Here is a 22,273-nt window from a genome sequence, read left to right on the forward strand (position 1 = left end):
CGGCAAGGCCGGGGTCGTGCCGCACAATCGCAGGCCGAAGCCAGAACCTGCGGAAATGGGGGATTCCCGAAGTGCGCACGTCTTTGTCAGCATTCGATCTGCCCGATCGTCTCGCGCCCAAGGCGGACCCGGCGCTGATCGCCCGCGACGAGCGGCATTTCGCGGCCATCGCGCAGTGCCTGGAGCAGACGATCGCCGAACTGTCCGAGCAGCTCGCCGCCGAGCTCAGGGCGCCGGGCGGCCTGGGCCGGCAGGCGATGGACCGGGACGTCGAGGTCCACCGGCTGAACAGCCGTCTGCGCACACTGCGCCGCTTCGGCCTGGACCTGTGCCTCGGCCACGTCGTCGCCGCGGACGGTGCCGAGCCCCTGTACATCGGCCGTCTCGGCCTCACCGACAGCGAGGGCCGCCGGCTGCTGGTCGACTGGCGTTCCCCCGCGGCCGAGCCGTTCTTCGCGGCGACCCACGCCAGGCCCATGGGCCTGGCGAGCCGCCGCAGGTACCGCTGGACCCGCGGCCGGATCAGCGACTACTGGGACGAGGTGTTCACCGCCGACGGACTGGAGGGGCACGCCGCGCTCGACGACCAGTCCGCCTTCATCGCCAGCCTGGGCGGCAACCGGTCGGACCGCATGCGTGACGTGCTGGCCACCATCCAGGCCGACCAGGACGCGATCATCCGGGCGGGCTCCCGTGGCGGCCTGGTCGTCGACGGCGGTCCCGGCACGGGCAAGACCGTCGTCGCCCTGCACCGCACCGCCCACCTGCTGTACTCCGACCCGCGTCTCGGTCACCGGCGCGGCGGCGTGCTGTTCGTCGGCCCGCACCAGCCCTACCTGGCCTACGTCGCCGATGTCCTGCCCAGCCTGGGCGAGGAGGGCGTGCAGACCTGCACCGTGCGCGACCTCGTCACCGAGGGAGCATCGGCGGCGGCCGAGGCCGACCCGGCCGTGGCCGCTCTGAAGTCGTCCGCGGAGATGGTGAAGGCGATCGAGAAGGCCGTCCGGTTCTACGAGGAGGCGCCCACGGAGGCGATGACGGTCACCGTCGACTGGACCGAGATCCCGCTGACCGCCGACGACTGGACCGAGGCGTTCGAGGCACCGGAGCCGGGCACCCCGCACAACGAGGCGCGCGAGCAGATCTGGGAGAAGCTCGCCTCGATCCTGATGGACAAGCACGCCGGCGACGACCTCTCGCCCGAGCAGTTCCGCCGGTCACTACGGCAGGACAAGGAGCTGGCGGACACCCTCAACCGCGCCTGGCCGCTGCTCGAAGCGACCGACCTCGTGGGCGACTTGTGGTCCGTGCCCGCCTACCTGCGGATGTGCGCGCCGTGGCTCGACCGCGACCAGGTGAAGAAGCTCCAGCGCCCGGACGCGCAGGCCTGGACCGTGTCCGACCTGCCGCTCCTGGACGCGGCCCGGCAGCGGCTCGGTGATCCGGAGGCGGCCCGGCGGCAGCGGCGGCACGCGGCCGTCCTCGCCGCCCAGCGCGAGCGGATGACGCAGGTCGTGGACAACCTGATCGAGGCCGCGTCCTCCTCCGGCGCCGACATGGACGACGGCGAGGGCCTGGTGATCATGCTGCGCGGCCAGGACGCCAAGGTCAGCCTGGTCGACGAGTCCGAACTGGTCACCGCCGAGCCGGACTTGCTGGCGGGCCCCTTCGCGCACATCGTCGTGGACGAGGCCCAGGAACTGACCGACGCGGAGTGGCAGATGCTGCTGCTGCGCTGCCCGTCCCGCAGTTTCACCGTCGTCGGGGACCGCGCCCAGGCCCGGCACGGCTTCACCGAGTCATGGCGGGAACGGCTCGAACGGATCGGGCTCGACCGCATCGAGGTGGCATCCCTGAGCATCAACTACCGCACCCCGGAAGAGGTGATGACGGAGGCCGAACCGGTCATCCGCACCGTACTCCCGGACGCCAACGTGCCGACCTCCATCCGCAGCAGCGGCATCCCGGTCGTCCACGGATCCGTCGCGGAGCTGGATACGGTCCTCGACGCCTGGCTCGCCGACCACGACGAGGGGATCGCCTGCGTCATCGGCGCTCCCGCGTTCCGCGCGACGCCCCGCGTCCGCTCACTGCCGCCGGAGCTGTCGAAGGGCCTCGAGTTCGACCTGGTCGTCCTCGTCGACCCGGAGTCCTTCGGCGAGGGCATCGAGGGCGCGGTCGACCGCTATGTGGCGATGACCCGGGCGACCCAGCGACTGGTCGTCCTCACGAGCTCCTGACGTAGGCCAACTCAACTGCGGGGGAAGGCCGTTGCCGGGCTGTCCGGCTGTCCAGCTGTTCCGGTATGCGCTAAGCCCCCGCGGTCACGGCCTTGAGCTGGTCCATGGACTCCTCCATCAGCTCCTCCATCGGGCGTTCCTCGCCTTCCGCGACCCACCGCTCGAACCCGATCTTGAAGACGGCGAGGCCCGCTTCGGCGGTCAGGCTCGCGGCCGGTTCGGCGACGCCGCGGCGGCGCAGCGCGTCGGAGAGCGCGGCCGACAGCGAGGCGAGCTTGATCAGCTCGCGTTCCTGGAGTTCCGCGTTCGCCATGATCACGGCCTGGCGCTTGCGGGCGAAGGGGCGGCGGTCGACGAACACCGCGGAGACGGCCTCGAGCCCGGCCGCCACCATGTCGATGGGCGCCGCGGACTCCGGTGCCTCGGCGACGGACCGCACGAACAGCTCCTGCAGCGCGCCCGCGCCATCGAAGAGCACCTCGCGCTTGTCGGCGTAGTGCCGGAAGAACGTCCGCTCGGTCAGCCCGGCCTGCTTGGCGATCTCCGCCACCGTCGTTCGTTCGTAGCCGCGCTCGCTGTAGAGCTCCAACGCCGCTTTGGCCAGGCGTTCGCGTGCGTTCGGCTCCCATCTCACCATGCGCCAGATCCTACGCGATGGCAGTCACTGACATCAGGTGCTAGCGTTGATGACAGTCACTGACATCGACAGTTTGGGGCTTTCCCATGCGCATCTTCGTGACCGGCGCGTCCGGCTGGCTCGGCTCCGCGCTCGTTCCCGACCTCCTCGAAGCGGGTCACCAGGTCACCGGCCTCGCCCGCTCCGACTCCTCCGCCGCCGCCCTCACCGCCGCCGGGGCGGACGTGGTGCGCGGCAGCGTCGACGACCTCGACGTGATGGCCGCCGCCGCGGCCGAGGCGGACGGGGTCGTCCATCTCGCCTTCAAGCACGACATCGCCTTCAGCGGCGACTTCCAGGGCGCCGCCGAGGCCGACCGCCGTGCCGTCGACGCCCTCGCCGAGCCGCTGGCCGGCACCGGCCGCCCGTTCGTCCTCGCCTCCGGGCTGGCCGGTCTGAAGCCGGGCCGGGTGGCGAGCGAGCGGGACATGCCCACCGTGGACGGCTCGGCGATGTCCATCCGCGCGTCCACGTCCCTGGCGGCGCTCGCCCTCGCCGAGCGCGGCGTGCGCTCGTCGGTGGTGCGGCTCTCCCCGACCTGCCACGGCGAGGGTGACAACGGGTTCATGGCGTTCCTGGTCGCCGTGGCCCGGGACAAGGGCGTCTCCGGCTACATCGGCGACGGCGCCAACCGCTGGCCCGCCGTCCACCGCCTCGACGCCGCGCGGCTGTTCCGGCTGGCGGTCGAGAAGGCCCCCGCGGGGTCGGTGCTGCACGGCACGGCGGAGGAGGGGGTCGCGATCCGTGACGTGGCCGAGGTGATCGGCCGGCACCTCGACGTGCCGGTGACCTCCGTGTCACCCGAGGCCGCGCCCGGGCACTTCACCTGGATGAGCGGCTTCCTCGGACTCGACGCCCCGACGTCGAACACCCTCACCCGCGAACTGCTGGACTGGCGGCCGACCCAGCCCGGACTTCTGGAGGACCTCGACAAGGGGCACTACTTCGACGGCGCCTGAGCAGCGGGGACTGGGGCTGAGGGGTGGTGGGCCGGCTGCCGACAGGGGGCGGCGAGTGCGGGGTCCGCCGACGGCCGGAGGTTGGTTCCGCTGGGGGCCGACGGTCGGTTCGGCCGGCGGTCGGCGGTCAGTTCTGCCGGCGGCGTGCCCGCCTCAGCTCGCGGTCGAGGGCCCAGGCGTCCGCGACCGGTCCGACGTGACCGAGCTTGTCGGGATTGATCACCGAACGGATCGTGCGGATCCGCCCGTCCAGCACGTCGAGCACCATGACATTGACGACCCCGCCGTCCCGGTCGCGGAAGATCGCGCCGGGCTGGCCGTTGATCTCGTGGGGCTCGATGGTCACGTCGATCCGGGCCATCCAGGGGAAGACGGAGGCCAGCAGCCGGGCCACGTTGTCGGCGCCGACGACCGCCCTGGCCAGCTGCGGTGCCTTGCCGCCGCCGTCGCCCGCCATCGACACGTCCGCGGCGAGCAGGTCCTGCAGAGACGCGACGTCGCCTTCGCGCAGGGCGTCGAAGAACCGCGACGCCAGTTCGTCCCGCTCGGTGCTCACCGCTTCGAAGCGCGGCCGTCCGTCCTGCATGTGCCGTCGCGCCCGTACCAGCAACTGCCGGCACGCCGTCTCCGTCCGCCCCACCGCCGCGGCGACCTCGTCGAAGCCGAAGCCGAACACCTCGCGCAGTACGAACACCGCGCGCTCCAGCGGGCTGAGCCGCTCCAGCAGCAGCAGAGCCGCCATCGACACCGAGTCGGCCAGCTCCATCGCCCGCGCCGGATCCTCGTACGGGTCGTTCAGCAGCGGCTCGGGGAACCACGGGCCGACGTACTGCTCCCGCCGTACCCGCGCGGAGCGCAGCACGTCGATGGCGATCCGCGTCACCGTGGTCGAGAGGTACGCCTTGGTCGAGGTGGGACGGGTCGCCGTGCCGTCGAAGCGCAGCCATGTCTCCTGCACCGCGTCCTCGGCCTCACCCACGCTGCCCAGGATCCGGTAGGCGACCGAGAACAGCAGCGGCCGCAGCTCCTCGAACTCCTCGACCTTACTCACGTCCACTCAACTCCCCCTGCAGTTGTGTCCGTTGAGATCTTTTGGGACCTGTCGGGACCCATTGGCACCAGCCAAGACCTGTACCGATCAGTGGAACTGTCCGGGCTCGTAGTCTCCGGCCGGCTGACGGCTGATGACGTTGAGCCGGTTCACCATGTTCATGAAGGAGACCAGAACCACCAGGGCGGTGAGCTGCTCCTCGTCGTAGTGCTTGGCGGCGTACGCCCACACCTCGTCGCTGACCCCGCCGGCGCCGTCCGCGACCCGGGTCCCCGCCTCCGCCAGCTCCAACGCGGCGCGCTCGGCCTCGGTGAATACGGTGGCCTCCCGCCAGGTCGCGACCAGATTCAGCCGCACCGAGGTCTCGCCGGCCGCGGCGGCGTCCTTGGTGTGCATGTCGATGCAGACGGCGCAGCCGTTGATCTGGCTCACCCGCAGCGCCACCAGCTCCTGCGTCGCGGCCGGCAGCGGCGCCTCCTTCAGCGCCCGGCCCGCCGGCATGAGGTGCTTGACGGCCTTCCCGGCGCTCGGGCTGGTGAAGTAGTTCACTCGCGCTTCCATGGTGTGCTCCCCTGTGGTCGTCACTGGCTACACCCCTGGGACGGGGTGGCCCGACCCCCTGTGACATGCCCGGTTGTGACCTGCGTCTCCTCGCCCGGCGTCAGAGGGCGACCAGGCGGCTGCTGTGGCCGCGCAGCCGCACGGAGGCCAGTGCGCCGCACAGGAGCGCCACCCCGAGGAGCGTGCCGCAGGCCGTGGCGGCGGTGTGGGCGTCGCCGTCGAGTGCGGCGCGCAGGCCGCGGGCGGCCCAGTAGCCGGGCGAGGCCGGGGCCGCGTGGGCGACCCAGGCGGGCAGCACGCTGAGCGGTACGAGTGCGCCGCCGACGCTGCTGAGCAGCATGCCGCCGATGTCGTAGGCGGCCGAGAGCTCGCCCATGCTGCGCACCAGCACACCGAGGAGCGTGCCGAGCCCGAGCAGGGTGCCGCTCCAGCTGAGCAGGACGCCAAGGAGCAGGAACGGATGCGGGACGCTCAACCCGAAGGCGCACACCCCGAAGCCGATGATCAGCAACTGCTGGGCCAGCAGGGCCGCGAGGACGGGAACGGCCTTGCCCACGAGCATCTCCACCGGGTGCAGCGGCGTGGCGCGCAGACGGTCCCAGGTGCGGCCGATGCGTTCGGCGAGGATCGCGCTGCCGGCGATGCTGAGCGCCAGCAGGGAGAAGGTGACCAGTGTGCCCACGACGGCCTGTTGAGTGCCGGCCGTGCGGCCCTGTGCGGCCAGGTAGAGCGGGCGCAGCAGGGTCATGAAGGCGAGTGGCAGGATCATCCGGCTCAGCAGCGGGCCGGGTTCGCGCAGCATCAGCATCGCGTTGTGACGTACGAGGGCGCCCACGCGGGTGGCGGATTCACGCGGCGGCATGATCGGACTCCGGCACGGTGGTCTCCAGGGATCGGTAGAGATCGTCCAGGCTGGGACGGCGGACGTCGACGGACGCGGGCGTACGACCGGAGGTGAGCAGGGCGGCCAGATCGGCCCCGGGGTCGGTGGTGGGCATACGCAGGTCGGGTACGGCCGGGTCGGCGAAGGTGACGTGGAGTTCGCCGGGCAGGTCGCGGGTGAGCTCTTCCTGGGTGCCGCGGGCGATGACGCGTCCGGCGCGGGCGAGCGCCAACGTGGCGCCGAGATCGACAAGTTCGGGCAGGTAGTGCGTCGTGTAGACCACGGCGGCACCGGCCGCGGCCCGGGCCTTGACGGCGGCCAGCAGCGCGGAGCGGGTCTCCGGGTCGGCCCCGGCGGTCGGCTCGTCCAGCAGCAGGAGGGGCGGGGAGCCGACCAGGGCGGTGGCCGCCTGGACGCGGCGGCGCTGGCCCCCGGACAGGACGCCGACGGGACGGTCCGCGACGGCGTTCAGGTGCAACTCGCCCAGGACACGGGCGATTTCCGCGTCGCGGCGCCGGCCGCGCAGTCCGGCGAGCCCGGCGAACAGCCGCAGGTTCTCCCGCGCGGTGGCACTGCCGTACAGGGCCAGTTCCTGGGGAGCCACACCCAGCAGTCCTCGTGCGGCCCGCCCGTCGCGCAGGGCGTCGTGCGGACCGATGCGGATCCGGCCCGCGTCCGGCCGTACGAGACCGGTGACGATCTCGACGAACGTGGTCTTGCCCGCGCCGTTGTGGCCGATGAGGCCGACGATCTCGCCAGGCGCGACCGTGAGACCGAAGCCGTCGAGAACTCGCTGCCGGCCGTAGAGCTTCACCAGTTCCTGGGCGATCAGCATCCCCGCCTCCATGATGTCTACACCGTATACGTCTACACTGTAGACTCATGAGCGGCAGGCGGGAAGAGATTCTGGACGCGGCGCTGGACATCGCCGACGAGCACGGCCTCGACGCGGTGTCGATGCGTGCGCTGGCCGACCGTGTCGGCGTCACGCCGATGGCGTTGTACCGGCACGTCAAGGACAAGGCGGCATTGCTGGACGGCATGGTCGGACGCCTGCTGGCCGCCGTCCTGCCCTCGGAGCCGCCCCAGGAGCAGACCTGGGAGGAACGGCTCACCGCCCTCGCCCACGCCTTCCGCGAGATGACGCAGCGTCACCCCTGGGCGGCGCACCTGCTGTTCTCGCGGCCGGCGATCACGCCGGACGCCGTGCGCGCGGTGGACGTCATCTACGTCGCCCTCATCGAGGCCGGGGTCCCCGCGCCTCAAGTGCCCCGGCTGGAGCGCATGATCAGCACCTTCGTGATCGGGTTCGCCGCCTCCGAGGCGTCGGGCCGCTTCGCCCCCGGCAGCCTCGACCCGCGCGGCCGGCGCGGCCGGCTCCCGGACAGCGAACTCCCCGGCCACGGCACCCTCGCGCCGTGGCTCGACCTGCCCGTCGACCTCACCGCCGAGTTCGAGGCCGACCTGGAGGACATCCGGCGACTGGTCAACGCGGCGGCGGGACGAACGGACTGACCACCGCCCCGCGCCACCCGCGGGAGGTGCCGGGAGGAGCGGCGATCACACGGCCGTGAAGTGACGAACGGCGCGGACGACGGGTCGGCCGCGCCCTGCGAACCGGTGAGATCCCGGAAACGGCCCGTTCACCACGTGATCAACCTGCGGGAAACAAGCGGTTTCTAGCGTATCCGCCCATGGATTCAGAGTCGTATACGGCCCGGTCACCCGTCGACGTCCCGGACGCCACCGAGCCGTGCCCGCCAGCGCCGTCGGCTCAACCGCCGTGGTGAACGAGCGCGCCCGCCGCGCGCCGCGGTCTCGCGCCAACCGGCTCTGAAGACAAGGGACTTCTCTCCCCCCTCAACTCCCTGGCTGCCGACGACGCCACCCCGGGACGCCTCACCGCTCACCGCCCCGCCCCCCACCGGAGCACCACTCCACCCCGAAGGGCCGACCATGAGTGCAACCCAGTCCCCGCAGACCGGCACGCCACCAAAGTCCCCGCCCGGACAGGCGACCAAGGAGACCCTGGAGGACTACACCCTCCGCTTCGCACCGCGCAGTTACCGCCGCTGGACCCCGATGGTGGTGGCGACGACCGCGCTCGGCGGCATCGCCTACATGGCCGACTTCTCCATCGGCGCCGGCATCGGCCTGGCGCACGGCACGGGTAACGCGCTCGTCGCGATCGCCGTCGCCGCGGTCGTCATCTTCGTCACCGGCTTTCCGCTCGCCTACTACGGCGCCCGCTACAACATCGACCTGGACCTGATCACCCGCGGCTCCGGCTTCGGCTACTACGGTTCGGTCCTCACCAGCGTCATCTTCGCCAGTTTCACCTTCATCTTCTTCGCCCTCGAGGGCTCGATCATGGCCCAGGGCCTCAAACTCGGCCTCGGCCTGCCGCTGTGGCTGGGCTACGCCGTCTCCACGCTCATGGTGATCCCCCTGGTCGTCTACGGCATGAAGGCGCTCAGCAAGCTCCAGGTGTGGACCACCCCGATCTGGCTGCTGCTGATGGTCGGCCCGTTGATCTATTTGATCGCCACCGACCCCAACACGGTGGACCGCTTCCTCTCCTACGCCGGCACCGACGGCGACGGCGGCGTCGGCATCGCGCCCGTCCTGCTCGGCGCAGGGGTCTGTCTCTCCCTCATCGCGCAGATCGGCGAGCAGATCGACTACCTGCGTTTCATGCCGCCCAAGACCGCAGTAAACAAGCGCACTTGGTGGACCGCCGTGATCATGGCGGGCCCCGGCTGGGTGGTGCTCGGCGCACTGAAGCAGGCCATCGGCGCCTTCCTCGCCGTCTACATCCTCGCCGAGGTGGGAGCGGAGGCGGCGCCCGAGCCGATCCAACAGTTCCGCGGTGCCTTCGACGCGATGATGCCGTCATGGATGGTCGTCCCGCTGGCCGTGGCGCTCGTCGTGATCAGCCAGATCAAGATCAACGTGACGAACGCGTACTCCGGTTCGCTCGCATGGACCAACTCCTTCACCCGCGTCACCAGGCACTACCCCGGCCGCATGGTGTTCGTCCTGGTCAACCTGGGCTTCGCGCTGGCCCTGATGGAAGCCGACATGTTCAGCTTCCTCAACAGCATTCTCGGCTTCTACTCCAACTGCGCCATCGCCTGGGTGGTCACCGTCGCCACCGACATCGCCGTCAACAAGTACCTGCTCAAACTCTCCCCGCTCCGGCCGGAGTTCCGCCGCGGGATGCTCTTCGCCGTCAACCCTGTCGGCGTCGTGGCCTTCGTCGCCGCCTCCGGTCTGTCGATCGCCATGTACTTCCACCTCTTCGGAGACACCCTCCAGCCCTACTCCCCCGTCGCCGCGGCCGTCATCGCCTTCGCCCTCACCCCGCTCATGGCCGTCCTCACCAAGGGCAGGTACTACCTGCGCCGCACCGACGACGGCATCGAGGAGCCGCTGCTCGACGCGGAGGGCAACCCCACTGCTACGACGTACGACTGTCACGTCTGCCACCAGCCCTACGAGCGGCCCGATCTGACCGCCTGCGCCACCCATGACGCACTGGTCTGCTCGCTGTGCCTGAGCACGGACAAGATCGGCGACCATGTGCTTCCGGCGACGGCATAGCACGTGACGGCGAGCGGGGTGCGTCGCCGCCCCGCTCGTCAAGCATGAAGAAGAGCAGGCGCGTTCGCGCTCCGTACGGCCCGCGCATGACCGCTGCTCCCTGACGTCACCGTCATCACCTCCCTCCTGCCCGTCAGACCTGCCCGTCAGAGCCAGTGCCGCGACGAATCCCTCCGGCCGACAGCCCCTTCGCGCACCGGGGCCGGCCGGGACCCGTCCGCCCGCCCGGCTGACCGCGCGTGCGCCAGACGGGCGCACGTGGCGCGCCGCGACCGGGCGGGGCGTGACGGGGTGTCGAAGCTGGGGCCTCCCCGAGCCCCACTGACGCCCCGTCACCAGGAGGTGCGCACCTTGATGCGCCGCATCCTCAAGGCCGCAGGAACCGCCCTGGCCGCGGCGGTCTGCCTGACCGCCGCCGCCCCCGCCGCTTCGGCCGTCCCGCCCAGACCCCACCCGGTCGCCGCCTGGGCCCCGTCCACCGCGCCCGCCAACCACTTCGGTTATCTGGGGGCGGTCAGCACGGGCCTGGCCGCGCTGGCCTCGCTGCCGAACCCGGACCGCTCCCCCGCCGGAGCCAACGACTTCAGCTGCAAGCCCTCGGCCGCCCACCCCTACCCGGTGGTGCTGGTCCACGGCACCTTCGCCAACGCCTACGACACCTGGAGCGGGCTCGCACCGGTGCTGAGGAACGCCGGCTACTGCGTCTTCGCCCTCAACTACGGCGAGAGCAAGCCCCACGCCCTGATGAAGGCGACCGCCCACGTGCCCGACTCGGCCAGGCAACTGGCCTCCTACGTCGACAAGGTGCTGGCCGCCACCGGCGCCTCGAAGGCCGACCTCGTGGGCCACTCCCAGGGCGGCGGTGTGACCCCCGAGTGGTATCTGCGCTTCGACGGCGGGGCCGCGAAGGTGCACCAGCTCGTGGGCATCAACCCCAGCAACCACGGCACCGACGCAGCCGGCCTGGCCAACCTCCTCGATGCGGTGCTGGACGTGGCGGGCCGGGCCGGCAAGCCGCTCGGCCTGGACAGCCCCGCGGCCAGGGACCAGACGACCGGCTCCCCCGTGCTCCAGCAGCTCTACGCCAAGGGCGACACCGAGCCCGGCGTCACCTACACCACCCTCGTCACCCGCACCGACGTGGTGGTGACCCCGTACACCCACCAGTTCCTCAAGGCCGGCCCCGGCGCGACCGTCCACAACATCCTGCTGCAGGACACGTGCCCGCTGGATCTCACCGGTCACGTGGGCGGCATGTACGACCCGAACATCAACCGCCTGGTGCTCAACGCCCTCGACCCCGCACACGCCGAACCGGTGCGCTGTGCCCTCATGCCCGTACCGCTGTAAATCCGGTCGCGCCTTCCGGGGACCTCGACCGAGCCCCGGAGGCGTGGTCCACACCCGGGCCGTGACCCGTTGGACTGTCAGGGTGGTGGACGCGTCGCCCGGGCCCGTGCGCCCGGGGAAGCGCGGTGCCGGCTGCTAGCTTCCAGAGCTGTCGGAGGGTCCCGTCCATCTCGCGCAGAGACGGGGCCATTGCTATGAGCTGAGGCGAAATTGACTGGTACGACAGAAAATTCGGACAGCCCGGCAGTTGCCCCCTTCAAGCGCAGGAGCTTCCTGGCGACCGCCGCCCTGGCAGCGGGCGCCCCGGTCGCGGCCACCGGTCCTGCGCAGGCCGCCGCACGGCCGGCGAGCTCAACGCCCGCCGCGCCCGGCCACCACTCCGTGGCCCGTCTGCTGGCCGTACCCGAGGACGGCCGCGGAATGAGCTGGCTCCGCAACGCCCTCCAGGTCGCGGTCGCACTCGAACTGGCCACCATTCCCCCCTACTTGTGCGGCTGGTGGTCCATCAAGGACCGCAGCAGCGAGGCCGCCCGGCTGATCCGGCGCATCGTCGGCGACGAGATGTTCCACCTCGGCGTGGTCTGCAACCTCCTGGTCTCCGTGGGCGGCAGGCCGCAGATCAAGGCAGTGGCGTCCACCTACCCCGGCCCGCTGCCCGGCGGCGTACGCCCCGGAGTCACCGTCTACCTGTCGGGCCTGACCCGGTCCTTCGTGCACGACGTGATGATGGCGATCGAAGCCCCCGACCGGCCCCTCGCCCGCAGCATCGAGGCCGAACCCAGCGTGGGCACCTTCTACGGCGACATCCTGCAGACCTTCCGCAATGTGGCACCGGACCTGCAGGAGCGAGGCCAACTGTCCACGCGCATCGGCTCCGACGTGCTGGAGCCGGTGAGGACCCCGGACGACGTCATGCGCGCCATCGAGATCATCAAGGAGCAGGGCGAGGGCACCACCAGCTCTCCCGCCACGGCCTTCGACGACGACTACCCCGCGCACTACTACGCCTTCGGCGAGATCTACCACGGCCGGCGGCTGCGCGAGAGCGACGGCGACTGGGAGTTCTCCGGCGCTCCCGTGCCCTTCCCCGACGCGCGCCCCATGGCCCCGGTCCCGGCCGGCGGCTGGTCCGACGCGCCGGGCGAGGTGCGGCGACTCCTGGACGGCTTCGACGCCACCTACCACGCCGTCCTGCAGAACCTGGAGATGGCCTGGGCCGGTGGCGGCCACCGCACCCTGCACACGGCCATCCACACGATGCGCGGCCTCGAACACCCCGCCGTGGAGCTGATGGAGCGCTCGATCCCCGACGCGCCGGGCAACTACGGTCCCCAGTTCCGCCCCTTCTGATCGTTCGAGGACACGGCTGCTCTTCCTCCTTCCGGCTTGTGCCGCCCGCCCCGATCCCGGCTAGTGCTGCTCGCCGCCGACCTGGCGGGGGCCGGCCGGGGCGGGGCGCAGCCTCGGCAGGAGCGCCGGGACGCGGGCGCGGTAGGCGTCGTAGGAGGCGCCGAACTGATCGGCCATCAGCCCGTCCTCTCTTCGCACCCGGCGCAGCAGCCACGGCACGGCGACCGCCACGCACGCCGTCCACACGCCGAATCCGCAGGCCAGCATGGCGCCGACGACCAGGCCGAGGAGACCGGTGTATATGGGGTGCCGGACCAGCCGGTAGGGCCCGTCCGTGCGCAGCTCGTGATGCTCCTGGACCATGGGGATGCTGGCCCACATCGTGCCCAGGACCCAACGGGCCCACAGCAGCAGAGCGGTGGAGGCGACAGCCAACAGGCCGCCCAGCAGGGCGACTTCGGGCTGCCAGTACTGCAAGTGGTGCCAGAAACCCTGCGAGTGTCTGATCAGCGTGACAAAGATCCAGACGCCTGCGATCAGCAGTATCCGGCGAGGCAGTTCGCGGCGCAGTCCGCGCATCCAGCCGTGCAGGCCGGCCTGGCTCTTGACGCCGAAGTAGACGGCGCCCGCGAGCCAGGCCGCGACGAAGACCACGAAACAGACGCCGATCAGAACGACGAGTGCCGAGTGCAGAGAACTCATGCCTCAAGGGTGCTCCGAGCAGTGAGCCGATCACCACCACCCACGAGTCGATGGACACGTCTCCACCCAGGGATGGAGGAAAACCCCCAGGCACGGCGGCGGGCCCGCCGGATGGTGACGATCAAGCCGAGCCGGGACTCTGTAAGTGATCGCTCCACACGACGTGATCACCGGACACGTACCGGACGAAGTACCGGACAAGTACCGGACAAATGACGGCAGTTGCACCGCGACCGGCAGCTGCACTCGTATCGACCAAGGGGACCAGCCATGCAGACCCGCCGTGCCGTTTTGATGTCGGCCGCCGCCGCCTTCGCCGTGTCCGCGCTCCCGGCACGCGGCGCGTCCGCGTCCGCCGCGTCAGCGTCTCCCGCGTCTCCCGCGTCGCGCAAGGACGGGCTGGTGCGGCTGACGTTGCCCGGGCCGAGTGGTCCGTACCCGGTCGGCACGGTCTCGCTGCACCTCGTCGACCGTTCCCGCCCCGATCCCTGGATCGCGTCGCAGCCGTACCGGGAGCTCATGGTCGACGTCCGCTATCCGGCCAGGACGGTCACCGGACATCGACGCGCGCCGCAGATGCTGCCCGGCGCGGCCGCCGGATTCGCCGCCCTGAACAGCTTCTCCGATGTGCCCGCCGACAAGGTCGACTGGGCGGCCACCCTCACCCATGCCCATGAAGGCGCCCCCATCGAGCGCGGCAGCGGACCGTTCCCGGTCGTCCTCTACTCACCGGGCGCCGGCGACCCCCGCACCATGGGCACGACACTCTGCGACGACCTCGCCTCGCGCGGCTATGTGGTGGTGAGCGTGGACCACACCTACGACGCCTCGGCCGTGGAGTTCCCGGGCGGCCGCGTCGAAGACTCCGTCCTGCCCGCGGAGTACGCCAAGGCATCCCCCGACCAGGAGCGCATCAGGGCGCTGCTGAAGAAGGCGATCGGCGTGCGGGTGGCCGACACCCGCTTCGTGTTGGACGAACTGCCCAGTGCCCTGCCCGGGGCCGTGCGCGGCATGCCGGACTTCGGCCGTCTCGGCATGTTCGGCCAGTCGGCGGGCGGCTTCACCGCCATGCAGACCATGCACGACGACCCGCGCATCGCGGCCGCGGCGGACCTGGACGGCCTCCTCGCGCACGAGCAGGAGGACAGCACCCCCGGCCACCTCTCCACCGTGGCCGCCGACGGCGTCGACCGCCCCTTCCTCCTGATCGGCAAGGACGGCAACGACCTGCGGACCGTACCGTCCTGGAAAGCCGTGTGGCGGCACAGCCATGGCTGGCACCGCGGCCTGAACCTGCGAGGCGCGGAGCACGCCACGTACACCGACGCCGTCGCCCTCGTCCCGCAGATCGCCCGTCTGCTGGGCCTGCCGCACGAGACCGTCGTGAAGAACATCGGCACGATCGCACCGAGCCACGCGATCAGCGCCGAGCGGGCGTACATCACCGCGTTCTTCGGCCGCTGGCTGCGCGGCCGGGACGATCACGGGCTGCTGGACGGGCCCTCGCCTTGCCACCCGGAGGCCCGCTTCTTCTGAAGCCGCGTGCGCGGCGGCAGGGCCGGCGCCGAGGCTTGGTGCCGGCCCTGTGGCCAGGAGCCAGGGAGACGTCACGGCCACCGAAAGGCCCGGGAGAGCCCGACACGCCTCGTTGATCGACCACAGGCCACAGGACTGTGCTACGGTTTCCGTGTTGCAGTTGTGGTACCCATGAACCTATGTGCGCCTGACGGGAATGTTTCTCCTTCAGGCGCATTATTTGTTTTCCGGCATATCCGGGTGGGCCCTCTGCCTAGAGAAGGAGTAAGTCATGGCACAGGGAACCGTGAAGTGGTTCAACGCCGAAAAGGGTTTCGGCTTCATCGAGCAGGACGGCGGCGGTCCGGACGTCTTCGCCCACTACTCGAACATCGCGACCCAGGGCTTCCGTGAGCTCCAGGACGGTCAGCGGGTCTCGTTCGACGTCACGCAGGGCCAGAAGGGCCCGCAGGCGGAGAACATCGTCCCCGCCTGATCGCAGGACGCGTATCCGCTCACCGGGGTCCGCACCTTTATGGTGCGGACCCCGGTTTGTGCTGTTCCAGGAAGGCAGACAACCGAATGTCCCGCAGGTCCCAGAAGCCGAACCGGCGCGCCTCGTCGCCCGCACCGTCCGCCCAGTCGCCGCGGGAATTCCGGCTGCCCGAAAACACGACCCCCGCCCTTCCCGCCGTCGAGGACTTCGCCGGTATGGACATGCCGGCGGGGCTGCTGAAGACCCTCGCCGCGCAGGGGGTGACCACCCCCTTCCCCATTCAGGCCGCCACGCTGCCCAATTCGCTGGCCGGACGTGACCTGCTGGGACGAGGACGCACCGGTTCCGGCAAGACGCTCGCGTTCGGGCTGGCGCTGCTGGCCCGCACAGCCGGGCTGCGCGCAGAGCCCAAGGCCCCCCTCGCCCTCGTGCTGGTGCCCACCCGGGAACTGGCTCAGCAGGTGACGGACGCGCTCACCCCGTATGCGACGGCCGTGAACCTGCGGCTGACCACCGTGGTCGGCGGGCTCTCCATCACCAAGCAGGCCGGTGCGCTGCGCCGCGGCGCGGAGGTGGTCGTGGCGAGTCCCGGCAGGCTCAACGATCTGGTGGAACGCGGAGACTGCGTGCTCGACCAGGTACGCATCACGGTGCTGGACGAAGCCGACCAGATGACCGACATCGGCTTCCTGCCGCAGATCACCAAGCTGATGAAGCTGGTGCGGCCCGACGGACAGCGGATGCTCTTCTCGGCCACCCTGGACCGCAACATCGACCGGCTGGTGAAGCAGTTCCTGACCGACCCCGTGGTGCATTCCGTGGACCCGTCCGCGGGAGCGGTGACCACCATGGAGCACCACGTGCTCCATGTGCTGGACGAGACCGACAAGAAGGCCGTCACCACGCGCATCGCGGCCCGTGACGGCCGGGTCATCCTCTTCCTCGACACCAAGAGATCCGCCGACCGGCTCGCCAAGCGGCTCCTGGCCGTCGGTGTCCGTGCCGCGGCACTGCACGGAGGCCGCTCCCAGCCGCAGCGCAACCGCACCCTGGAACAGTTCAAGAACGGCCACGTCACCGCCCTGGTGGCGACGAACGTCGCGGCCCGGGGCATACACGTCGACGACCTCGACCTGGTCGTGAACGTCGATCCCCCCACCGACCACAAGGACTACGTCCACCGGGGCGGCCGCACGGCCCGCGCCGGCGGCTCCGGCAGCGTGGTCACGCTCGTCCTGCCCGAACAGAAGCGGGACGTCACCCGGCTCATGTCGGACGCGAACATCCGTCCCCGGACGGCGCGCATCAAGTCGAGCGACGCGGAACTGACCACCATCACGGGCGCCCGCGAGCCTTCCGGCGTGGCCGTCACCATCGAGGTCCCCGAACCGCCGGCACCGAAGGCGTCCCGCCCGGGCGGGAAGACCGGCAGCGGGGCGAGCAGGCGGTCCGGCCGGCGCCGTAGCAATGGGGCTGGGGCCGGGGCCGCGACCGGTGCCGCCGCCGGTGGGGAGAGCCGTGGATCGGGCCGTCGCACCGCGGCCGGTGCGACGGCCACCGGTGGCGCCTCCGCACCCGCCAAGCGCGGTTCTGCCCGCCGGGCAGGCTCCGGCGGGGCCAAGAGCGGCGCCGCCGCAGCGGGCGGCCGCGGCTCGGACCGTCAGTCCACGGGAGCCCCGGCGACCGGCGGCACCACCGGCAAGGCCGGCCGCGCGTCCGGGCGGCGGCCGGCAGCCGGCGGAAGCACGAGCGGCACGAATGGCGCCGTCAAGGGCGGCGGGCGCGGCTCCGACCGACGAGGAGGCACCCGCCGTACCTCTGCGACCTAGGGGTGCAAGGCAGCGCCGGGCTGATCGGCCATGAGCTCTGCGCTGCCGGAACCGGCTGTGTGCCGGCCCGCGGGCCGGTCCCGCCGGAGCGGCCAGGGTGCGGGCGGCACGGGTGGCCCTCCCGCCTGCGGAGAGCCACGCGTCCTCGAGCCGCGCCCATCGCATACGGCGGTTCGGCCCGGAGCACGGTGTCAGCCCCCTTCGGGGATCGGCACAGCCGTGGTCCCGGAATCCGCAGGGACGGGGTGTGGTCAGCCGGGTGGGCCGGCGGCAGTCCGGTCGGCTTGTCGCTGGTTGAGAAGCTCCACGATCTTCCGCGCGGCCGACGATCCGGTGGTCGTCAGGCGGGCCCATGAACCGTCACCGAAGCGGATCCTGAAGTCGGACTCGTTCATGCTGAAGGACTTGACCTCCGCGCCGGCTATGTCCTGCCGCGGCAACTCCCAGAGGACGGCCTCGGATCCCGGCACCTTCCCGCCGCCACCCCATTCGACGAAGCGGTTGCCGCGTGCCGTGTCCTCGTAGGACGTGATGCGTACGAGGCCGTCGGAGTCGGCGAGTTCGAGCTCGGTGACGGTTCGCCGGGGCCGCCGGGAGGGATCGAGCTGCCAGGGCAGGCTGCGAGCCGTCTCGCCCGGAGCCGCGCACATCACGGGGAAGTCGTCGATCTCATTCTCGCGCTCCTCCAGCTTTCCGCGTCTGTCGGGTGACGCGGGGCTGTTGAAGAGGCCGGCGATGACGTACAGCGGCAGCATCAGCAGCCCGCCGACGACGGTTTGGACGTGCTGGCCGAGCTTGCCGAAGAGCCCTCGTACCACGAAGGGCCGCTTAGGAAGCCAGCCTGGCAGGTCCGCTTCCACGTCATTGCGCTCGTGGTCGCGGAACGAGCGTCGCTTCGCCACTGAGGCGGCCGTGCCACTGGCGAACTCGACCCGGAACCGCTGGTGTTCGGCGTCCATCTGCCCCGTCTCTCCCTGGCCCTTCGTGCCGGGTCAACTATGCCAAGTGGGGCCGCGGTTGCCGCACCCTGGGCGGGACCTGGCCGACGGGGCCCGGCCTGCGGGGCCCCGAGGTGCGGCCCGTGCGTGAGCCTGCGGAAAAGGAGTTGCCTGCGGGCCGCGCCTTCGATCAGGATCGCCCGCATGGATCTGTAAACGCTGCCACGTACCCACAGTCGACCTGTCGCGCGATCGACCTCGGAGCCTGACGACCCGGCCTCGAGGCGGCACCCGCGCCCTCGTGTGCATCCGCCAGATCCCAGGAGTCGCGGCCTGGCCCGCGTGAGCTCCTGCTGAGCCCAGGAATCAACCACATTCATGAATACCGCCCGCAAGGCCCAGTGGGCCGTGCGTCAATCCGCCCTGCCCACCGTCGTGAAACCCTGCCTGGATTGCACCGGCACGCGTCATCGTCCCTCGGGCAAGTTCCGCGTCAACGCGAGCGGCAAGCTCCTCGACGTCTGGCTGCTCCTGAACTGCGCCGTGTGCGACCGCACTTCGAAGGTGCCCGTCCGCGAACGCATCCACGTGTCGTCGCTGGAACCCGCTCGCCGGGTGGCATATGAGTCCAACGACCCTGCCGTGGTTGGGGAGTTGACGATGAGCGCGTCGCTGGCCGCGAAGAACGGATACCGCCTCGACTGGACCGGTACCTGGCGACTCCGGACCGGCACACCTCTCGACGCACTCCACGACCCGTCACCGCTCACGGTCCGGATCAGCTTCGAACTGCCCGCGCCGGTCCGGGTCGAACGACTGCTCATGCTGGGGCTCGGCCTCAGCCGTACCGCGGTGCGACGCATGGTCGCGGACGGGCGCATCCGGCTGCCGCTGGCTCCCGGGGCCAAGACCCATCGGGACTTCGAGTTCACCGTTGCCCGATCCGACCCCGCCGGCGTCGCGAAAGGCTCAACGGTCCTTGTCGCTCCGGCGGTTGAGGAGCGCACCTACCTACGGCGAGCCGGGGCACGCGACGCACGGTCGAGGGTGCTGAGCTCGGCGGTGCCGGCGGGAGAGTAGACGAGGGACAACGGGGCTTCCCGGACGGCTCGTCGGCGCAGACACGCTGCGAGCCGCCAGGAGGCCCTGCTGTCGTGCGGGGCCCTAGCGGCGCACCCTGAACCTCAGATGCAGCACGCCCTCGCCCTGGATGACCACATGCGGGTCCTCCAGCAGATGCTGGGCGTCGATGCCGCCGAAGTATCGTTTGCCCGAGCCGAAGATCACCGGAACCACGTCCATGGCGACCTCGTCCACGAGACCGGCTGCGAGGATCTGGCCGCCTGCCTCGCCGGCGTTCACGGCGACCACTCGATCCCCGGCGAGGTCCTGCGCCTTGTCGATCGCGGCCGTGGCGCCGTCGACGAAGTGGTAGGACGCCTCGGGGTGCCAGCCCTCGGGCTTGGGCCGGTGGGAGACCACGACCACGTGGTCTCCCACGGGCGGCGCGCCCTCCCAGCCGTTCACCAGGTCGAACAGGTTGCGGCCCATCACGATCGTGCCGATGGAGGCCCACATCGACCGGACGTACTCCGCCGACGCCCGCGAGACCTTGAAGCGGCTGCCGGCCCCGGAGTGGTCGTACCGCTCGTCCCCGCTTTCGATGATCGGGACGTCCCCGTTGAAGTACCAGTCGTGAAGTGGCCCGACCGCGTCGTTCTTGTCGGCGATGAAGCCGTCCACCGACACCACGCTGTGCATGATCACTGTGCCCACAGGACCTCCTCGCGGTCGCCTTGCCAGCCGCTCCCATCTTGTCGCCCCGAGGGTGTCCTGGCATGTAAGAAATCAATCGGCCGGCATCGGGCCGTTGTCCTGCGGGGCCCCCGGCTCGGCGGGGAATCGGCGCCGCAGGGCCAGGTACTGCGTCGGAGTGTGGCCGGTGAAGTCCTTGAACTCCCTGCTGAAATGGGCGTGATCGAAGTAACCCGCCGCGTGGGCGAGCTCCGACCAGTCGACCGGACGCAGGGCGTCCACGGACACGATGAGCCGCGCGAAGCGGTAGATGCGTGCCACCCGCTTCGGGGTGACGCCGACGTGGTCCTTGAACAGCTTGGCCAGGTGATTGCCGCTCACCCCGGCGTCATCGGCGAGCGCACCGACCGGGATCGCGCCGTGGGAGGTCTCCAGCCGCCCGCCTGTGTGCCGGACGAGGTCGAGACCACGCCACGGTGGCTCGGTGAGGCGTGATCGCAGCTCCTCCTCCACCACCCGCAAGGTGTCGGCGGGCGATGCGGCTTCGCCGACCCGGTCACGCATCCGGTCCACGGACCGCTGCCAGACGGCGTCGACCGGCACCCATCGGTTGCGCAGCTCGTTCGCCGGTATGCCGACGAACGGCGACATCCCCCAGGGTTTGAAGTGCACCCCGACGAGCCGCACCCGTGCGGGATACTCGAAGAGGAAGCGCCTGGTCCACACCCCCATGAACCATGCGTCGGTGAACACCGCCGGCGGCACCGAGCGGTCGGAATCCAGCAGGCGGACGGGGCCGCCCAGGTGAATGAACAAGTGGGCCGACGGCATCGGCGGGACGTTCATCCACCGGTGGCGCGGCACCCCGGTCAGGCAGTAGATGTCGTCGACGAACAGGTCGAGCGGCGGAGCGGGAACCCGGCCGACGTATTCCATGCAATCAGTGTGGCCGCCCAGGGGACGGTTCGCGACGGAAGTGCCGCAGGACGACGTCAGGACGGGCGGTCCCGACCAGCACGACGTCGCCCGACCCGTCCCCCGAGCCCGTCCGCATGTACAAGACTGTGTTCCGTGACCGTGTGTGCCGCCGGCCGGCGCCGCGTGCAACCGTATGAAAAGGCACTGCCCCGGGAGAGCAACCCAATGATCATCTTCGGCACCAAGCGATACGTGTACCAGCTCGCGATACTGACGCTGGTGTGTGGCAACTGCGGCAACCCCTCCGCGCACACGCTCAAGAGGTACGTCACCAAGTTCTCGCTGTTCTTCGTGCCCCTGTTTCCGATCTCGACGAAGTACGCGACACAGTGCACCTTCTGCGGTCTGGAGCAGAAGGTGACGAAGGAGCAGACGGAGCAGCTGCAGGCGCAGGCCGCGGGCGGGCAGAGCGGTCAGGCGTACGGGCAGCCCCAGCAGCCCTATCAGTCCTGAGCCGGTCAGCGCCCCCGTCAAGATCCCCGAATCGGTGGTCGGAACCGACAGTGCCCGCTACGTTGTCGCTTGCCACCGGCGGGGAGCAAGGAGCGTGTCATGCCTGAGGAATCGGCCGACGATCGTGAGGCGGTGCTGGCGCGCCTGGACCTCAACACCCCGCATTCGGCGCGGGTGTGGAACTACTGGCTGGGCGGCAAGGACAACTACGGCCCCGACCGCTCCATGGGCGACCAAGTCCTGCAGTACTTCCCGGAGATCGTCGATTCCGCGCGCGCCGACCGGGCGTTCCTCGGGCGGGCGGTGCGTCATCTGGTCGGCGACGTGGGCATCCGCCAGTTCCTCGACCTCGGCACCGGCCTGCCCACGGCGGACAACACGCACGAGGTCGCCCAGCGGCTGGCCCCCGACGCGCGGATCGTCTACGTGGACAACGATCCCCTGGTCCTGGTCCACGCCCAGGCCCTGCTCACCAGCAGCCCCGACGGCGTCACGGACTACATCGACGGGGATGTCCACAGCCCCGGCACGATCCTCGAAAGCGCCGCCCGCACACTGGACTTCGACCGGCCGATCGCGCTCATGCTGCTGGGCATCATGCAGTTCGTGAACGACGACGAGGAGTCGTACGGGATCGTCGACCGCCTCGTCGCCGCCCTGCCTTCCGGCAGCTACCTGGCCCTCGCCCACCCGACCGCCGAGGTGCACACCGAGGCCATGACGGCGGCGGTCGCCAGCTGGAACGAGCAGGGCTCGGCCCCGATGAAGCTCCGCAGCCGCGAGCAACTGCTGCGCTACTTCCGGGGGTTGGAGCTTCTCGAGCCGGGCGTGGTGTCCTGCTCGCGCTGGCGTGCTGACCAGCCCGACATCGGTGAGATCGTCGACGTGACGCAGTTCTGCGGAGTGGCGCGGAAGCCGTGACACGAAGCCCGGC

At 70.7% G+C, this 22,273-nt stretch carries 21 protein-coding genes; 12 read left to right on the top strand and 9 right to left on the bottom strand.

What is annotated here, in order from left to right; genetic code table 11:
- Positions 1 to 83 precede the first annotated feature (83 nt).
- Positions 84 to 2,240 carry an RNA polymerase recycling motor ATPase HelR gene (gene helR, locus ACIBN2_RS17950; RefSeq protein ID WP_399135418.1) on the top strand — a complete coding sequence of 719 codons (2,157 nt, stop codon included), beginning with the start codon at positions 84 to 86 and terminating at the stop codon, positions 2,238 to 2,240.
- 70 nt (positions 2,241 to 2,310) lie between these two features.
- On the opposite strand, the gene ACIBN2_RS17955 is transcribed toward helR, so the two are convergent.
- Positions 2,311 to 2,877: a TetR/AcrR family transcriptional regulator gene (locus tag ACIBN2_RS17955; protein WP_399135419.1), complete on the bottom strand. Its 567-nt coding sequence runs from the start codon at positions 2,875 to 2,877 to the stop codon at positions 2,311 to 2,313.
- 86 nt (positions 2,878 to 2,963) lie between these two features.
- Here ACIBN2_RS17955 and ACIBN2_RS17960 point away from each other — a divergent pair, with 86 nt between their 5' ends.
- Positions 2,964 to 3,875, top strand: a complete 912-nt coding sequence (locus ACIBN2_RS17960) for an SDR family oxidoreductase (protein ID WP_399135420.1) — start codon at positions 2,964 to 2,966, stop codon at positions 3,873 to 3,875.
- Between the two features lie 127 nt (positions 3,876 to 4,002).
- On the opposite strand, the gene ACIBN2_RS17965 is transcribed toward ACIBN2_RS17960, so the two are convergent.
- The 4 genes from ACIBN2_RS17965 to ACIBN2_RS17980 form a co-directional block, all read right to left on the bottom strand.
- Positions 4,003 to 4,926: an RNA polymerase sigma-70 factor gene (locus ACIBN2_RS17965; RefSeq protein WP_399135421.1), complete on the bottom strand. Its 924-nt coding sequence runs from the start codon at positions 4,924 to 4,926 to the stop codon at positions 4,003 to 4,005.
- 87 nt (positions 4,927 to 5,013) lie between these two features.
- On the bottom strand, positions 5,014 to 5,487 hold the full coding sequence (locus tag ACIBN2_RS17970) for a carboxymuconolactone decarboxylase family protein (protein ID WP_399135422.1): 474 nt from the start codon (positions 5,485 to 5,487) through the stop codon (positions 5,014 to 5,016).
- Positions 5,488 to 5,587: 100 nt separating this feature from the next.
- Entirely contained in the window at positions 5,588 to 6,349 is a 762-nt protein-coding gene (locus tag ACIBN2_RS17975) for an ABC transporter permease (protein WP_399135423.1), read from the bottom strand.
- Positions 6,336 to 7,205, bottom strand: a complete 870-nt coding sequence (locus ACIBN2_RS17980; RefSeq protein WP_399135424.1) for an ABC transporter ATP-binding protein — start codon at positions 7,203 to 7,205, stop codon at positions 6,336 to 6,338. Before ACIBN2_RS17980 ends, ACIBN2_RS17975 begins: the two co-directional genes overlap by 14 nt.
- A gap of 47 nt (positions 7,206 to 7,252) precedes the next feature.
- Here ACIBN2_RS17980 and ACIBN2_RS17985 point away from each other — a divergent pair, with 47 nt between their 5' ends.
- The 4 genes from ACIBN2_RS17985 (at position 7,253) to ACIBN2_RS18000 (ending at position 12,673) form a co-directional block, all read left to right on the top strand.
- The gene (locus ACIBN2_RS17985; protein ID WP_399135425.1) at positions 7,253 to 7,885 is read left to right on the top strand and encodes a TetR/AcrR family transcriptional regulator; all 633 of its coding nucleotides are present in this window, start codon (positions 7,253 to 7,255) and stop codon (positions 7,883 to 7,885) included.
- A 441-nt stretch (positions 7,886 to 8,326) separates the two neighbouring features.
- Positions 8,327 to 9,973, top strand: a complete 1,647-nt coding sequence (locus tag ACIBN2_RS17990) for an allantoin permease (RefSeq protein ID WP_399135426.1) — start codon at positions 8,327 to 8,329, stop codon at positions 9,971 to 9,973.
- Positions 9,974 to 10,327: 354 nt separating this feature from the next.
- Positions 10,328 to 11,323 carry an esterase/lipase family protein gene (locus ACIBN2_RS17995; protein ID WP_399135427.1) on the top strand — a complete coding sequence of 332 codons (996 nt, stop codon included), beginning with the start codon at positions 10,328 to 10,330 and terminating at the stop codon, positions 11,321 to 11,323.
- Positions 11,324 to 11,533: 210 nt separating this feature from the next.
- Positions 11,534 to 12,673: a ferritin-like protein gene (locus ACIBN2_RS18000; RefSeq protein WP_399135428.1), complete on the top strand. Its 1,140-nt coding sequence runs from the start codon at positions 11,534 to 11,536 to the stop codon at positions 12,671 to 12,673.
- Between the two features lie 60 nt (positions 12,674 to 12,733).
- On the opposite strand, the gene ACIBN2_RS18005 is transcribed toward ACIBN2_RS18000, so the two are convergent.
- Positions 12,734 to 13,375, bottom strand: coding sequence for a methyltransferase family protein (locus ACIBN2_RS18005; RefSeq protein ID WP_399135429.1), 642 nt, complete (start codon positions 13,373 to 13,375; stop codon positions 12,734 to 12,736).
- A gap of 270 nt (positions 13,376 to 13,645) precedes the next feature.
- Between ACIBN2_RS18005 and ACIBN2_RS18010 the strand changes: the two genes are divergently transcribed.
- The 3 genes from ACIBN2_RS18010 to ACIBN2_RS18020 all read left to right on the top strand — a co-directional run bounded on the left by ACIBN2_RS18010 (position 13,646) and on the right by ACIBN2_RS18020 (position 17,215).
- The gene (locus tag ACIBN2_RS18010) at positions 13,646 to 14,911 is read left to right on the top strand and encodes an alpha/beta hydrolase family protein (protein ID WP_399135430.1); all 1,266 of its coding nucleotides are present in this window, start codon (positions 13,646 to 13,648) and stop codon (positions 14,909 to 14,911) included.
- A 271-nt stretch (positions 14,912 to 15,182) separates the two neighbouring features.
- Positions 15,183 to 15,386, top strand: a complete 204-nt coding sequence (locus ACIBN2_RS18015) for a cold-shock protein (protein WP_240111487.1) — start codon at positions 15,183 to 15,185, stop codon at positions 15,384 to 15,386.
- An 86-nt stretch (positions 15,387 to 15,472) separates the two neighbouring features.
- Positions 15,473 to 17,215, top strand: a complete 1,743-nt coding sequence (locus ACIBN2_RS18020; protein WP_399135431.1) for a DEAD/DEAH box helicase — start codon at positions 15,473 to 15,475, stop codon at positions 17,213 to 17,215.
- A gap of 251 nt (positions 17,216 to 17,466) precedes the next feature.
- Here the strand turns inward: ACIBN2_RS18020 and ACIBN2_RS18025 are convergent, their stop codons facing one another.
- The gene (locus ACIBN2_RS18025) at positions 17,467 to 18,174 is read right to left on the bottom strand and encodes a hypothetical protein (protein ID WP_399135432.1); all 708 of its coding nucleotides are present in this window, start codon (positions 18,172 to 18,174) and stop codon (positions 17,467 to 17,469) included.
- Between the two features lie 357 nt (positions 18,175 to 18,531).
- Here ACIBN2_RS18025 and ACIBN2_RS18030 point away from each other — a divergent pair, with 357 nt between their 5' ends.
- Positions 18,532 to 19,233 (top strand): DUF1062 domain-containing protein, encoded by a 702-nt coding sequence (locus tag ACIBN2_RS18030; protein WP_399135433.1) that lies wholly within the window; start codon positions 18,532 to 18,534, stop codon positions 19,231 to 19,233.
- 84 nt (positions 19,234 to 19,317) lie between these two features.
- Here ACIBN2_RS18030 and ACIBN2_RS18035 read toward each other — a convergent pair whose 3' ends face one another.
- Together ACIBN2_RS18035 and ACIBN2_RS18040 are read right to left on the bottom strand one after the other, a co-directional pair.
- A complete protein-coding gene (locus tag ACIBN2_RS18035; protein ID WP_399135434.1) occupies positions 19,318 to 19,929 on the bottom strand; it encodes a dihydrofolate reductase family protein in 612 nt (203 codons plus the stop codon).
- A gap of 72 nt (positions 19,930 to 20,001) precedes the next feature.
- Positions 20,002 to 20,844, bottom strand: a complete 843-nt coding sequence (locus ACIBN2_RS18040) for a helix-turn-helix domain-containing protein (RefSeq protein ID WP_399135435.1) — start codon at positions 20,842 to 20,844, stop codon at positions 20,002 to 20,004.
- Positions 20,845 to 21,051: 207 nt separating this feature from the next.
- On the opposite strand from ACIBN2_RS18040, the gene ACIBN2_RS18045 reads away from it, so the two are divergent.
- Together ACIBN2_RS18045 and ACIBN2_RS18050 are read left to right on the top strand one after the other, a co-directional pair.
- Entirely contained in the window at positions 21,052 to 21,339 is a 288-nt protein-coding gene (locus ACIBN2_RS18045) for a zinc-ribbon domain-containing protein (protein WP_399135436.1), read from the top strand.
- A 99-nt stretch (positions 21,340 to 21,438) separates the two neighbouring features.
- A complete protein-coding gene (locus tag ACIBN2_RS18050) occupies positions 21,439 to 22,260 on the top strand; it encodes an SAM-dependent methyltransferase (RefSeq protein WP_399135437.1) in 822 nt (273 codons plus the stop codon).
- The last annotated feature ends 13 nt before the right edge of the window (positions 22,261 to 22,273 follow it).

The sequence above is a fragment of the Streptomyces sp. NPDC050534 genome (assembly GCF_044457745.1).
GTDB lineage: Bacteria > Actinomycetota > Actinomycetes > Streptomycetales > Streptomycetaceae > Streptomyces.